Origin of the sequence: Candidatus Micropelagos thuwalensis (assembly GCF_000469155.1) — a bacterium.
GTDB classification, from domain to species: Bacteria; Pseudomonadota; Alphaproteobacteria; order RS24; family RS24; genus Micropelagius; species Micropelagius thuwalensis.
The window spans coordinates 151401-164515 of the sequence record NZ_AWXE01000004.1 but is presented as its reverse complement, the minus strand read 5'-3'; the positions used below and the strand labels follow the sequence as shown (position 1 = coordinate 164515).

The 13115-nt window shown below is 44.5% G+C and carries 17 protein-coding genes; all 17 read left to right on the top strand.

The genetic code is table 11. From position 1 onward, the window contains the following. Positions 1-15: 15 nt before the first annotated feature. The 17 genes from fliG (at position 16) to RS24_RS05350 (ending at position 13110) form a co-directional block, all read left to right on the top strand. Positions 16-1056: a flagellar motor switch protein FliG gene (gene fliG / locus RS24_RS05430; RefSeq protein ID WP_021777187.1), complete on the top strand. Its 1041-nt coding sequence runs from the start codon at positions 16-18 to the stop codon at positions 1054-1056. Positions 1057-1094: 38 nt separating this feature from the next. Then, a complete protein-coding gene (locus tag RS24_RS05425; RefSeq protein WP_021777186.1) occupies positions 1095-2141 on the top strand; it encodes a FliH/SctL family protein in 1047 nt (348 codons plus the stop codon). Next, positions 2134-3462: a FliI/YscN family ATPase gene (locus RS24_RS05420; RefSeq protein ID WP_021777185.1), complete on the top strand. Its 1329-nt coding sequence runs from the start codon at positions 2134-2136 to the stop codon at positions 3460-3462. Before RS24_RS05425 ends, RS24_RS05420 begins: the two co-directional genes overlap by 8 nt. Then, complete coding sequence (locus RS24_RS05415; protein ID WP_021777184.1) at positions 3462-3881, top strand: hypothetical protein; 420 nt, start codon at positions 3462-3464, stop codon at positions 3879-3881. The genes RS24_RS05420 and RS24_RS05415 overlap by 1 nt, the downstream gene beginning before the upstream one ends. 52 nt (positions 3882-3933) lie before the next feature. Beyond that, on the top strand, positions 3934-5496 hold the full coding sequence (locus RS24_RS05410; RefSeq protein WP_021777183.1) for a flagellar hook-length control protein FliK: 1563 nt from the start codon (positions 3934-3936) through the stop codon (positions 5494-5496). A gap of 21 nt (positions 5497-5517) precedes the next feature. Further along, a complete protein-coding gene (locus tag RS24_RS05405) occupies positions 5518-6135 on the top strand; it encodes a flagellar basal body-associated FliL family protein (protein ID WP_021777182.1) in 618 nt (205 codons plus the stop codon). A 15-nt stretch (positions 6136-6150) separates the two neighbouring features. Then, positions 6151-7140, top strand: a complete 990-nt coding sequence (gene fliM / locus RS24_RS05400; RefSeq protein ID WP_021777181.1) for a flagellar motor switch protein FliM — start codon at positions 6151-6153, stop codon at positions 7138-7140. Positions 7141-7239: 99 nt separating this feature from the next. Beyond that, positions 7240-7539, top strand: coding sequence for a flagellar motor switch protein FliN (gene fliN / locus RS24_RS05395; RefSeq protein ID WP_038300852.1), 300 nt, complete (start codon positions 7240-7242; stop codon positions 7537-7539). Positions 7540-7705: 166 nt separating this feature from the next. Next, positions 7706-8095 carry a flagellar biosynthetic protein FliO gene (locus RS24_RS05390; RefSeq protein ID WP_021777179.1) on the top strand — a complete coding sequence of 130 codons (390 nt, stop codon included), beginning with the start codon at positions 7706-7708 and terminating at the stop codon, positions 8093-8095. Further along, complete coding sequence (gene fliP, locus RS24_RS05385; RefSeq protein ID WP_021777178.1) at positions 8095-8874, top strand: flagellar type III secretion system pore protein FliP; 780 nt, start codon at positions 8095-8097, stop codon at positions 8872-8874. Before RS24_RS05390 ends, fliP begins: the two co-directional genes overlap by 1 nt. Positions 8875-8882: 8 nt before the next feature. After that, positions 8883-9149 carry a flagellar biosynthesis protein FliQ gene (fliQ, locus tag RS24_RS05380; RefSeq protein WP_021777177.1) on the top strand — a complete coding sequence of 89 codons (267 nt, stop codon included), beginning with the start codon at positions 8883-8885 and terminating at the stop codon, positions 9147-9149. A gap of 3 nt (positions 9150-9152) precedes the next feature. Next, on the top strand, positions 9153-9971 hold the full coding sequence (gene fliR, locus RS24_RS05375) for a flagellar biosynthetic protein FliR (protein WP_021777176.1): 819 nt from the start codon (positions 9153-9155) through the stop codon (positions 9969-9971). Further along, on the top strand, positions 9964-11127 hold the full coding sequence (gene flhB, locus RS24_RS05370; protein ID WP_021777175.1) for a flagellar biosynthesis protein FlhB: 1164 nt from the start codon (positions 9964-9966) through the stop codon (positions 11125-11127). Before fliR ends, flhB begins: the two co-directional genes overlap by 8 nt. Continuing rightward, a complete protein-coding gene (locus tag RS24_RS05365) occupies positions 11124-11345 on the top strand; it encodes a hypothetical protein (protein WP_021777174.1) in 222 nt (73 codons plus the stop codon). Before flhB ends, RS24_RS05365 begins: the two co-directional genes overlap by 4 nt. Then, positions 11342-11563 carry a hypothetical protein gene (locus RS24_RS05360; RefSeq protein WP_038300768.1) on the top strand — a complete coding sequence of 74 codons (222 nt, stop codon included), beginning with the start codon at positions 11342-11344 and terminating at the stop codon, positions 11561-11563. Before RS24_RS05365 ends, RS24_RS05360 begins: the two co-directional genes overlap by 4 nt. After that, positions 11560-12291: a hypothetical protein gene (locus tag RS24_RS05355; RefSeq protein WP_021777173.1), complete on the top strand. Its 732-nt coding sequence runs from the start codon at positions 11560-11562 to the stop codon at positions 12289-12291. Before RS24_RS05360 ends, RS24_RS05355 begins: the two co-directional genes overlap by 4 nt. A gap of 15 nt (positions 12292-12306) precedes the next feature. Then, positions 12307-13110, top strand: coding sequence for a hypothetical protein (locus tag RS24_RS05350; RefSeq protein ID WP_021777172.1), 804 nt, complete (start codon positions 12307-12309; stop codon positions 13108-13110). Positions 13111-13115 lie beyond the last annotated feature (5 nt).

The following is a 13115-nucleotide window of genomic DNA, read 5'->3' as shown; positions in this document are numbered from 1 at the left end:
TAAGGAGTGAAAATTATGTCAGAAATTGCGCAAACAGAAATTGATGCTGATGACATTTATTCACAGCTCACAGGAACTCAGAAATCTGCAATTCTGATGATGCTTTTAGGAGAGGAAGAGGCATCCGAAATCCTGAAAAATCTTGGGCCAAAAGAAGTTCAGCATCTTGGAAGTGCCATGTATTCTGTTCAAGGGCTTGACCAAGATACTGTGAATAAAGTGCTCGACGAGTTTCTTGACATTATCAAAGAGCAGACCAGTCTTGGTTTGGGTGCAGGTAATTATATTCGAAATGTGTTGATGAAAGCGTTAGGTGAAGATAAGGCGCAATCTGTATTGAGCCGGATCACCCCATCTAGTAGCGATCGTCCGATAGAAATTTTAGATTGGATGGATGCACGTGCGATCTCTGAACTTATTGTTGATGAGCATCCTCAGATTATTGCGTTGATAATTTCTTATCTTGATTTCTCTATGGGTGCAGATGTGCTCAATCTTTTGCCGGATGATCTTCAGCCAGAAATTATCCGCCGTATTGCAACGCTTGAAACGGTTCAACCGGACGCGTTGAGTGAACTTGAAGATGTTATGCAGAGAAAGTTTAAGGCTAATACGACTTTACGGGCTTCGCAGGTGGGAGGAGTGAAAGCAGCAGCAAAAATTATGAACTTCACCAATCAGAATATGGAAGCCCGTATTATGAAACATATTGGTAAGGATGATAAGATTCTGATGCAGTCCATTCAGGAAAGCATGTTTGTATTTGAAACGCTAATCCTGTCCGATGATAAGTCACTTCAGACCTTACTGCGTAATGTTGAGACGGAACTTATTGTATTAGCACTTAAAGGCGCGGATGAAGCCTTGAGAGATAAGCTGTTTTCATGCATGTCCAGTCGGGCGGCCGCAAATATTATGGACGAGATGGAAGCGCTTGGCCCTGTGAGATTGGCGGAAGTGCAAGAAGCCCAAAAACAAATAATCGCTGTCGCGAGACGACTTTCTGATGAAGGAACCATTGTCCTTGCTGGCCGTGGCGGAGATGATTTTGTTTAATTCAAGCTGTTGGTAAATATATCTGACTGAGTTTTTTGATGAGTGAACTTTTTGAACAAGATCTAGCTCCCTTAGCACCTCAAGAGATTGAGCGGTTGCTAAAGCAGACGCGTGATGCGGGGTTTCATCCTAATGAAAACGCCCCACGAAAACAGCGAGGGGATTTTAAGAAAAGTAATCTGATTGAAATTGCCCGTGCAGTTTCTGATGAAATAATGGATACGGCTTCATCTGATGCAGAAGCCTCAACAGAGGCAACGGCTGAGAATAATGAGACCTCGGTCAATCCATCGACCTCTTCCAATGACGAAGGTCTGTCCAATGTAGCGGACAGCTCATCTGTTGAGGTTGAAGAAGTGGAGATGACGCATGAAGAGGCTTTGGATAAAGCTTTCGAGGATGGGAAATCTCGTGGTTATGAAGAAGGACTTTCGGCAGGGCGAGCAGAAGGAAAAGAGCTTGGCAAAGAAGAAGGCCGGACAGAAGGAATGGTTGAAGGGAAGATCGAAGGGGGCAATGAGGCCGAAGAACGTTTGTCCGCGCAGGTTTCCGCGCTGGAAAAACTTATAACGAATACGATAAACTCCGAGACACTAGATGCCGGATATTTGCGGAATCTGCTGGGTCAAAAGATTGCCGAACTTGCTTCTGAGCGTGCAGGGAATGAAATTGCCATTGCACCAGAAGGGTTTTCAGAAAAAATTGAAAAGCTTCTGGATACGGTGAGCCATGTAACGGAAACCCCGCTTATCTTTCTCAATGGCACAGATTATCAATCTGTTGCTCATTTGTTAATTACGCGGGATAGCCTCAAAAAAGCCTCTATCCAAATCGACACAACCTTACAGCCAGGAGATTTGCGGATTCAAATCGGGCATATCGGTTTGGAAGACAGATTAGCCGAGCGCCTTGGTTTACGAGCAAGTGAGGCCGAACCCAAAGCTGAAGAGAAGCTTGTTGAAATAGGCGAAACACTCCAAAAACTCCTGGATGATGATTCCAGCCAAGTTGAGGCGCAAATCGATATAGAGTCTGAACAAGACCAACAAGATAATGATGCAGGTGAGGCAAGCTCAGATGAGTAAGCTCATGTCGATACTGTCCGAAGATTTGCAAAGTCTTACGCTACGCAAACCTGTCATGTTATCAGGTCGTGTTAGCCGTTTTGATGGCTCTATGATTTATTGTGACGGATTTCCAGCCGGTATTGGCGCATTGTGCCATGTTGAAACAGATGGCGGGGAAAACGCTGTTGCAGAAATTATCGGTTTTGAAAACAGCAAAAATATTTTGTCTTTGCATGAGCTGGGAGCGCGTATCAAGGTCGGATCGCGGGTCACTCTGGTCGATGAAGGCGACAGCCTAATGGCAGGGAATGCTCTGATGGGGCGAGTATTTGATGCGCTCGGTAATCCGATTGATAATCTGCCTGATCCGGTATTAAGCGATAGTTGGCCACTACTGGGTAAGAAACTTAATCCATTATCCCGTGCGGCAATTGATAGGCCGATGGATGTTGGAGTGCGCGCGATTAACAGTCTTCTTTCTGTCGGGCGTGGTCAGCGTCTTGGTATTATCGCTGGTTCAGGTGTCGGTAAATCTGTTTTATTGGGCATGATGACACGCTTTACTTCTGCAGATGTTGTTGTTGTCGGTCTGATTGGCGAACGTGGGCGAGAGGTTGGCGAATTTGTCAGAACTGTCATGACCGATGAAACCCGTAAGCGCACGACTGTTGTAGCTGTTCCCGCAAACCATTCGCCTTTGCTTCGGATTCGGGGGGCATGCCGGGCGACGGCGATTGCCGAATATTTCCGTGATCAAGGCAAGGATGTATTGCTCATTATGGACTCCTTAACGCGTGTTGCGCATGCCCAAAGAGAGATTGGCCTGGCTTTAGGTGAGCAGCCTACCTCAAAAGGTTATCCGCCATCAGTTATTTCGCTTTTACCGCGACTGATTGAGCGAACCGGTACCGGTATGCCGGGGCAGGGGTCAATTACGTCTTTCTATACTGTTCTGGCTGATGGCGATGATGCCAATGATCCAGTAGTAGATACATCCCGCGCTATTCTTGACGGTCACATTCTATTATCCCGTGATAATGCCCAGCTAGGGATTTACCCCGCAGTGGATATTCCGTCTTCAATCAGTCGGGTCATGAATGATATGGTTAATGATGAACATCAGCAGGCCGCTCGGCAATTCAGACGATTGGTATCGCTTTATACTGAAAACAGAGATTTGTTCTTAATGGGCGGCTATGTGCAAGGACAAGACCCTGAGCTGGATGTTGCGATCAAATTATGGCCAGATATTGTGGGCCTCATCAGTCAAAACGCATCAGAGAAAGCTAATTTCGAGGAAAGCCGCCAGGCCTTAATTAATGTCGTCGGGAATATGTGATGCCAAGTAAGAAAAATCCTTTTGAAAGGTTGGCACTCAAAGAACAAATTGAGATGACAAAAAAAGCGCGCGATGTAAAACTTCTCCATGAAGAGCTGAAAAACAGCGAATTGATGAAACAGCAAATTGATGATGCTTTGGCGCAGACCCCAAAGAATACGGCAGCGACAACAGGAAACGAGCTGAAGTCTGGTAACTGGTTTGTCGAAAAAATCCTCGAGCAGCGCGTTACCATCCAAAATAAATGTGATTTTTTGCAAAATGAAGCGACCACGGCACAGGAAAAATTATCTGCGGCGCGTCGGCGTCATGCTAAAGCTTCGGATAAGGCGTCCGCACGTCGGAGAGAAATCATGCTTGAAAAAGAAAATAAAAGAGAAGCTGATTTACCGAAAAGAAATATTATTCGTAACGTTTAATGGCATTATTTTTGCAACCAAAGCTCCGTGAAGAACTAATGACGAGGCTTTCGTGGTTCAAATTGACACCAAAATCCCTGTAGGGGCTGAAAACAATCTTGTCGGTGATGCCCAGAAATCTGTGCATTCGTCGTCTGGTGGGCTGTTTGAAATGCTTTTTTCAGGACTTTCAATCCCGGAGAGTGAAGCCGGTGAGATTTTGCATTTATCCGAAGAGGATTTGCATAGTTTTTCCGTTTTAACGGGTATGGGATATTTAAACAGCGTCAAAGGTCTTGTTGAGAAGACAGTCTCAGAAGAGATTTTAGATGTCGAGACAGAATTTTTATCATCTGAAATTTCTGAGAAGATACCGCTTTTCGGTCTCGATCTGGATACGTTGGAACTTTCTTTGACAGGCAAAAATGAGGAACCACTCGCTGGTTTGGCTCATATAATTGCCCCGCTTACAACTGCAGGACAGGGCATACAATCTGACGGGGTTAAAGTAAGTGGTCTTCAACAGGTTTTGGTCTCCCCCAAAGGTCATTCTTCAGGTCTCCTATCCGGTACTTTTAATGTGCCGGTTTTAAGCCATGATGGACTGAATAATTTTTCAGGTAACCAATTAGGCTCTGCCCCATCTTCTTTTGCTGGATTGCTAGGCGGTAATGTGACGTTGAATGATAAGCCTATACATCCCGATAAACCTCAAACTCTTCTTAAGGAAAATGTTCTTAAACCATTTTCTGCTTCAGATATGGCGGCATTTTCGGATGATGAAAATCCAGATATTCTTATTCGCCGTGTCATGGATGGTATGAAGAATAATATCGAGTTTGAAGTTGAGGCTTATGGAAAAAAAGCTGGCGTAAAAAATGATGTCGGCGATTTGCAAAATATGCTGATGCGCGGCACTTCGCCGATAGCTAATCAGTCGGGCCAGATGATGTTGCAAAATCAGTTGCTTCAAGCCGCCTCACAAATGACTTCGATTGGTCAGATTGAAACCACTGATGAAGGGCGATCAGTTTTGAGGGACGGTTCCTCTGCCCAAGCAAGTGGCCTCTCAGGCCAAACAGGTGGGAATGCATCTGGAAGCTTTTCAGGGGGTAGCTCCGGACAGGGGAGTTTGGCTCAGCAAAATGCCTTTCTGGCCACGGGTGGGGCGGTTTCCGCCAAAGGCGAATTGGATTTGATGCAGGATAAATGGACCAAGAACCTCGCCGAAAGGATTGAAAAATCTCTCCGAGATGGTCAGCAAGAAATTGATTTAGTTCTAAAGCCTAAAAATCTTGGCAAACTAAATTTACGTCTTGCAATGAATAATCAATCATTGAATATACAAATTCATGCCGATAATCAGCATGTGGTGTCACTGCTTCAGGAGTCGGAGACCCGTTTGGTGCAAATGCTGGATGGGAACGGTTTTAAAGGTGCTCATCTTGCCTTTACGTCTGGTTTTGGTGATGCTCCCGGTTTTGGTAAACGACAAAATCAGTCACAACAACAGGATGAAAGAAATGCCATTACGTCCCAAAACGGGCTGGCCAAATCATCCGAGGAAAATATAATGGTCGGAGCAGAAAGCCGGTCATCGGATCATGTTAAAACAGGCGTTGATGTCGTCGCCTGATGTTGAGTTGAGGATAAAACTATGTCTGAAGAAAATTCTGAAGAACAAGGCGGTGGCCTGGTCAAGATTTTGCTTTTTGCTGGTGGCGGGGTGCTATTACTCCTAATCGGTTTGGGCATTGGCTTTCTTGTTTTTGGCGGTCAGCCAGCTGACCCTTCTGAGGAAATCGAACGCATTATTGAACGTTCCGACCCTGAAGCTGCTGCACGGGCGAAGGCCGAAGCGGAAGCTGCGGCGGCTGCAGATGCGGAAGTGGGTGAAGATGGAGAGTTGTTAGGTCCACCGCAAAAGGTTGTTAAAATTTCTCCAGATGTGGAAATCTTCCAGACAACTTATTACGAATTCACCGGAACATTGACAACGAACTTGAAGAACTCTCGTAAATTCCTGCAGGTCGGAATTGGTGTTTCAACACAATATGACGAAACAGTGATGGAAAATGTCGACTCGCATCAGCTTGCCCTCAGGTCTGAAATGCTGAGCGTTCTCTCCGATTACTCAGCCGAGCAACTGCAGGATAAAGAAGGTCGACAAGCTCTGCTAGACCAGCTTCGTGATGCCATGAATGCCAAGTTGGAAGAACTTGAAGGCTTTGGTGGCGTTGAGGGTGTTCATTTTACATCCTTTGTGGTGCAATAAGGATTAGGTATTGTAATGGTTGCGTCGCGTAAACTCTCAACGGATGAAGTAAACGCCCTGCTAGAAGGGCTGGAAGCTTCTACAAGCTCGCAAGGTGGAGCTGGTATTGACCTTGCTGAGAGCAGTGACGTGCGCCATTTTTCTTTTGGGTCAGACGATTTATCTGTCCTGGGCGATTATCATGCGCTTCGAATGATAAATGAACGTTTTGCACGTTTTTCGCGTGCTGTTTTCTTGCCAATGCTCCGCATCCAGCCGCGTGTTTCTTCTTTTCCACCAGAAGTGAAAACTTTTGATGAATACACATCAGAGATCGATAATTTTATGAGCCTTACAACAGTCCGCATTGAGGAATTACGCGGCTCAATGTTAATGGTGTTTGATCCGAGCTTCATCTCGAAACTGACCGACTCATATTATGGTGGCACGCTGACAAAAACCGTCAATGCAAAAGCTGAATTCACCGCTACTGAAGATCGTTTGATTGAAATATTGTCGCGCGGTTTGAATGAGGTGCTTGAAAACTCTTGGCGCGATTTGATGCCTGTCACTTTTAAGGAGCAAGCCCGCGAAGTTAACCCGCAATTTGCTTCTTTTGTTGACGGCACCGATACAGTCATTATTTGTAGTTTTGTCGTACAACTTCCTAATATTGACCCGGCAACATTCCAGATTATTTATCCGCTCCAGACGCTCAAGCCGATTGCATCGCAATTGCGGTCGCGTATCCAGTCAGAGATTATTGATGATGATGTTACATGGCGCGATAGGCTGGAACGTGCCGTTCTGGATATTCCGCTTCTTGTGGATGTTCTATTGGCTGAGCCTAAGATTGCTCTGAGCAATTTAATTCATATTAAGCCGGGTGATGTTTTACCCGTCCAACTTGCCGAGTCTGTTGATATTCGGCTTGAAGAAAACCCATTTTTCGAGGGAGAAATGGGAGATGTTGCAGGCCAGTTGGCCGTAAATCTGACGAAACGTCTAGATAGTCACAGCGTTTAGAAAGGCAGAAAAATGTCAGAAACAGATCAAGATACAATCGAAGAGCAGGACGCAGATGCCACTGAAAATGTGGAGGCAGCCGCCGATGAAAGTCAGGCTGTGAACGAACAGGCGGCAGCACCAAAAAATGAAAAGGTGAGTGTCGAGAATTTGCGGGTTCTGGAAAATATTGAGGTCAATCTGACAGTTGTTGTCGGTGGTACGGAGCTTAAAATCCGCGATTTGTTGCGCCTGAATGAAGGCTCTGTTATTGAGCTTGACCGCCTTGCAGGTGACCCGCTTGATATTCTTGCCAATGGTATTGTTATTGCCAAAGGTGAAGTGGTAATGATTGGTGAGCGTTTTGGTATCCGCTTTACGGAGATTGTTGACCCTGAAAAACGTGTCGAAAACCTCTAATCGTCGGTAATTTGACACACTGAAAGGCTTTATTAAGCCCGGTGTCAAATAACAGCTTTAAAACTTTTTAAAAAATCCAGTAAATACAAAGGGTTGGGAAGCCTCTTTGCGAGACAGTTTGGCACGTCTTTTGCCTATTAGTTGTTAACTCAGGCAGGAGGCGTTTATGGCAGTTCAAGGTGTTCAACCGTTTCAAATGTTTATCATGGTGGTGTTTTTAGCCACGCTGGTCACCATTTGGTTTATTGTTAAGCAATATAGTGGGCGTATTCGCAACAAACTTCATGCTGATCGTCGTATTGAGGTCATGCAGGAAATGTCGCTCGGTACGAATGAAAGTCTGCGTATTATTCGTGTTGATAATCAAGAGTTTGTTCTTCACGTTTCAAAAAATGGTCCAGCCAGCCTTCACCCGTTAAATAGTGATGCTGTAGCTCACCCCCAGCCCCAACAAACCAGTATTGAAAGTATCCTGTCATCCGCTAATGGGCCGAGACCTGCCCAGGAGGAAGACATTCCTGCCTTTCTGCTTAAAAAGAAAATGAGAGGCAGGTAATGCGCCAAATAACTCATCTATCATTTAATATTTTTGTATTCCTTTGTGTCTTGTTAATCCCGTCGCCGGTTCTGGCGCAGGGTGCAGCCGCGCTTGTAGAGGGCTTGCCAGCTCTGAGTGTTAGTTCCGATCAGGACGGACAGACAACTTATTCTCTGTCGTTGCAAATTCTTGCACTGATGACTGCATTGACGGTTCTGCCGTCCCTCGTGCTAGGCATGACGTCTTTCACGCGTATTATTATTGTGCTTTCCATATTGCGTCAGGCGATGGGTACACAACAAACACCGCCCAATCAGGTTCTCATTGCCATTGCCATGTTTTTGAGTTTCTTCATTATGACGCCGACATTCAATATGATGAATGAGCAGGTGCTTACGCCTTATCTGGATGGTCAGATGCCTGCTGAGACCGCGCTTGAAGACGGTTCGGCCATTATGAAAAAATTCATGGTGCGGAATACGCGTAAAGACGATTTGACTATGTTTGCTGAAATGGCGGGTGAGTCAGGGTATGAGACGCAAGCGGATGTGCCTTTTTCAATCGTTTTACCTGCCTTTATCACCTCGGAATTAAAGACGGCTTTCCAAATTGGCTTTCTACTTTTCCTTCCATTTCTGGTCATTGATATGGTCATTGCTTCCATTCTTATGTCGCTGGGTATGATGATGTTGAGTCCTATGCTTGTGGCTTTACCATTTAAATTATTGCTTTTTGTTCTGGTGGATGGGTGGTCCATGACAGTCGAAGCGTTAGTTGCCGCCTATTCAGGGGTTTAGGAGTTATTATGGGATTTGATGCAAATGTAGAGATTCTGCGTATGGCCTTCTGGCAAATAATTTTGGCAGCGGGTCCTGTTCTGGCAATTGCTCTGGCTGTGGGTCTGGTTATCGGTATTATCCAAGCCGCGACCTCGATAAATGAAATGACCCTTAGTTTTGTACCTAAACTAATTATCGTGATTGTAAGTTTTGCTCTGCTCGCGAATTTTATGTTTATGCACCTCAGCAATTATTTTGCCTTTATTTTTGATCGGATCAGTTCGCTTGGTTAAGTCATGGATACGCTGGTAGCTTCAAATCTGCCGGGCATGCCCGGTGTTGATCTGCAAAATTTGATGGGATGGCTTGCCCGCTATTTCATCGTCAGTATTCGCATGGCTTCCTTTTTTCTTGCCGCCCCGTTTTTTGGCGCACGTTATATCTCGCCGACTATTCGAATCGTGTTGGCAATGGTGGTGGCGATGTTTGTATTCCCAAGAGTAGATGTACCATCCGCTGAGGTGATTATTTCCGGCTATGGCCTGATAATGATTTTGGCTGAGCTGGTGTTTGGCGTTGGCTGTGGGTTAATTCTTTATATATGGTTCACGGCGGCTGCCTTGGCAGGTGAAAAAATTGCCACAAGTGCAGGGCTTGGTTTTGCAACACAAATGGATCCTAATTCCAGTGGTCAGACGCCGGTTGTGTCCCAGATTTTAACTCTATTTTTGACGGTCATCTTTTTATCTCTGAACGGTCATTTAGTGGTGATTGGGATGATGCTTGAGTCCTATCAACATTTACCTGTTGGGGCCATGGGAGACATTTCCGTACTAATAGAGGGGGGGATAGCCGCCGCTGGTTATATGTTTTTGACAGCGACCATGATTATGCTTCCGGTCGTCACGCTCTTGCTGATGATTAATATAACTATTGGTATTATCACGCGCTCGGCACCTCAATTGAATTTGTTTTCTTTTGGTTTCCCAATTTCGCTTCTGGGTGTGTTTGTTATCTTATTTTTATCTACGAGTAATCTTGGCTACGCGCTTTCCGACCTGGTGCAAGAAATATTGAACCATTTTGAAATTATAATGGAGGGCGTGAATGGCTGAAAATAATTCAGATGATGCCCAGGAGAAAACTGAGGAACCGACCCAGCGGCGGATAGATAAGGCTAAGGAGGACGGTCAGATTTTGACCTCTAAAGAGGTTTTTGTGTTTGCTAATATCTCAATAGGATTGCTGGTAATGTTGGTAACTTTAAGCTACGGCGGGGCCGGGCTTTCAAATTGGTCAACACTGTTCAGATTGGGTTCAATTGATAATCTGGACGATTTGATTAACAACAAATTGATGGATAGTCTCTGGCTGTTATTTCAATCTGCTCTGCTTGTCGGTGTGCCGATTGTAATTGTTAATTTATTGACCCAAGCAGCCGTGGGTGGATTAAACTTCGCGCCCAAAGCAATGAAATTCAAGGGTAACAGAATTAATCCTATTTCCGGCCTCAAGCGAATGTTCTCCATGAAAGCTTTAGTAGAATTGGGTAAATCAATTCTGAAAGTTGTTTTGTTATTTGGTATTGCAACGGCCATTATTCTTCAAATTATGCCTGGAGTGATCAATTTCCCGTCTTTAACGCTAACCCGAATGCTTGAGGTCATGCGCTATGTTATTCCATTGCTTATTGGGGCTCTACTTGTGGTGTTGGCTATTATTGCTGTCATAGATTATTTCTGGCAACGCCATACGCACATCAAACAACTGCGAATGTCACGTCAGGATTTGAAGGATGAATTTAAGCAAACGGAAGGCTCACCAGAGGTAAAGGCTAAAATTAGACGCCTGCAGTCCGAAACTGCAAGCCGTAGTGCCCGTCAAAGAGAAGCGCTGGATGATGTTGCCGATGCGACTGCGGTGATTACCAACCCGACACATTTTGCTGTAGCCCTTAAATATGAGGTGGGTGATCAAGCAGCCCCAATTATTCTGGCTATGGGCCGCGGTATTATAGCGCAACAAATTATTGAGCGTGCCGAAACAGCCCAAGTCAGTGTTTTCCGCAGTCCTATTCTAGCAAGAGCGCTTTATTTTACCGGTGATATTGGTGCAGAGATTTCACAAAGTTTGTATAATGCTGTCGCGGTTGTTCTGGCCTACCTTTACCGGCTTGAGAAGGGGGAAACCCTGCAATTACCTGATGTCGATGTGCCAGAAGATATGCAGTTCAATGAATTTGGTAAGTTGTTGAGTGAGGATAGATTATGACCAAACGCCGCCAACATTCGAGCCTGGGTGATATGGTTAGCACAGCCGCCTTTTTGGGTATGTCACTATATCTCTTTCTTGCCGGCTTTGAATTGAAGGATGATGGGCGTCTCATTTCTGCCATTGGTGTTTGGATGGCTGGCGGACTTTGTTTTGCCGGTAGCATTCGATATCCGATTGCGAAAGTTTACGACAGGCTAGAGCGGTTAAGAAAATGACAGAAATTGAAGCCGATAAGAGCTGCTTTCAGTGTCGTCATTTGTTCGTCACCCATGATAAAAATAGACGATGGGGATGCCGGAAATTTGGTTTTAAATCAGGCATTTTACCTGCTCGTGTGGTTTTATCGACAAGTGGCATGAAATGTGCAAGTTTTCAGAGTAGATTTTCAGTCAACAAAACCGCCAATGTACGAAGTAAAGGTAGATTTGCATGAGTAACAAGCTTAAATTAGTTCAAGAAGGGGTTAAACTGGCTCTCGATGCTGCCGATGCAGCTGCCGATGTTACCGCTGAATTTAATAAGGTTAAAACTCAAAATCTCGAACTCGTAAATCGAGTTTCCAGATTTTATAAGAACTCCTGGATTATTGCTATTTTTGCTATTTTCAGTGCAATTAGCGCCTTCGGCATGTCATTGTTTTTGTATTTCGGTTCAGTATCTGAACTAGAAACCTTGTCAAAAACAAACCGTCAAGCGCTTGTTGTTTTTGCTGAAAATGTTGAGAGTATTAATAAGACTATTACCGAGGCTAAGGGTGTATTTGACCGTCAGGTAGAAATTATCAATGCCAATAAGGAGATGATGGTTGCCATTCAAAATCTTTCAGATGAAGACAAGAAATCCCGTGAAGCCCTCGACGCGCTCATTACAACAAATGCCCAAAGCATTCTTCAAACCCAGATCAAAGTTCAAAAAGAACTGGAGTCTGCTCTTAAGACGCTACGTATTGCTCAAGAAAGGTCTTCTAAGTCCATTGAGAAAGTTGTTTTGAATAGCAGTAAATCCAAAAAAGGCGCTAATAACGACCCTGTGATTAAATCTTTACAAGAAGTCTTGTTATTACAGCAGAATATTAATAAAAAATTAATCGAATTGGCTGACAGTAACTCTAAACTACTAAAAGAGGTTCGCCTGTCTTCCAGACAGATTCAGTATCCTTAATAAGTGGTGGTGTTTATGTCAGATCATTTATCTGATGACATTTCAGAAAATACTCAAGCCCCATTAAATAATCAAGGGGATGCAGCTGGACCTGTGGCCAAAACCTTTTTGCGTATTGCCAGTCTTGGCATGCGATCAGTAGCTACCAGCTACCGTCTAAAGCCAGGCGATGTGATTGTTTGCCTTGAAGGAGAGTTTTTTTTCGGTAATGCCGAAGACTTTGAAACTGCTCTCGATAAGGAAGATAATCAGTATAGCTTGCTTACTGTCTTTCGTGAGGGATTTTTCTTTGAAGTTCTTGTGGAGGGCGCTTTAAGATGCTCGCTTGAGTTTATGGAAGTCGAGAAGTTTGAAGAAATTCGTTCAGCGTTTGATGGACATACTATTCACAAAAAATCTGATTATAGAAATTTTGAAGTTCTAAGAGATATTCGCCGAAATTGCACAATATATGATACTACTCCGACACCTCTTGCTGGAACTTTCCCACCTCTATGGTTGATCCAAAACAGGTTATGGGAGCCGTTAATGGCAATATCGTTGGCTTATTTTATCAGCTATGGTGTCAGCTTGGCTATGTTTGCGCTCACATATTTGTTGTCAGCTTTTTATTTTAATCGCGGGCAAATACATGTCATGAGGAGCTATGCACAGTTCCAAGAGAAACAAATGTGGATTGTGGTTGCGGCTCGGACAATTCAGGAAGCGCAAATGCTTTGCCGAAAGCTGGATCCATATTGCAAGTTTGCTTTCAGTCATGTTCCGCCTCCTGAGCCCATGCCAGACCCCGAAGACATGTTAACAAACGAAAATACCTGATAAAT

Coding starts and splice junctions, on each gene's coding strand:
- fliQ (WP_021777177.1), top strand. CDS start 8,883: ATGGGATTTGATGCAAATGTAGAGATTCTGCGTATGGCCTTCTGGCAA.
- RS24_RS05405 (WP_021777182.1), top strand. CDS start 5,518: ATGTCTGAAGAAAATTCTGAAGAACAAGGCGGTGGCCTGGTCAAGATT.
- flhB (WP_021777175.1), top strand. CDS start 9,964: ATGGCTGAAAATAATTCAGATGATGCCCAGGAGAAAACTGAGGAACCG.
- RS24_RS05420 (WP_021777185.1), top strand. CDS start 2,134: ATGAGTAAGCTCATGTCGATACTGTCCGAAGATTTGCAAAGTCTTACG.
- RS24_RS05360 (WP_038300768.1), top strand. CDS start 11,342: ATGACAGAAATTGAAGCCGATAAGAGCTGCTTTCAGTGTCGTCATTTG.
- fliP (WP_021777178.1), top strand. CDS start 8,095: ATGCGCCAAATAACTCATCTATCATTTAATATTTTTGTATTCCTTTGT.
- RS24_RS05350 (WP_021777172.1), top strand. CDS start 12,307: ATGTCAGATCATTTATCTGATGACATTTCAGAAAATACTCAAGCCCCA.
- fliR (WP_021777176.1), top strand. CDS start 9,153: ATGGATACGCTGGTAGCTTCAAATCTGCCGGGCATGCCCGGTGTTGAT.
- RS24_RS05390 (WP_021777179.1), top strand. CDS start 7,706: ATGGCAGTTCAAGGTGTTCAACCGTTTCAAATGTTTATCATGGTGGTG.
- fliG (WP_021777187.1), top strand. CDS start 16: ATGTCAGAAATTGCGCAAACAGAAATTGATGCTGATGACATTTATTCA.
- RS24_RS05415 (WP_021777184.1), top strand. CDS start 3,462: ATGCCAAGTAAGAAAAATCCTTTTGAAAGGTTGGCACTCAAAGAACAA.
- RS24_RS05425 (WP_021777186.1), top strand. CDS start 1,095: ATGAGTGAACTTTTTGAACAAGATCTAGCTCCCTTAGCACCTCAAGAG.
- fliM (WP_021777181.1), top strand. CDS start 6,151: ATGGTTGCGTCGCGTAAACTCTCAACGGATGAAGTAAACGCCCTGCTA.
- RS24_RS05365 (WP_021777174.1), top strand. CDS start 11,124: ATGACCAAACGCCGCCAACATTCGAGCCTGGGTGATATGGTTAGCACA.
- RS24_RS05355 (WP_021777173.1), top strand. CDS start 11,560: ATGAGTAACAAGCTTAAATTAGTTCAAGAAGGGGTTAAACTGGCTCTC.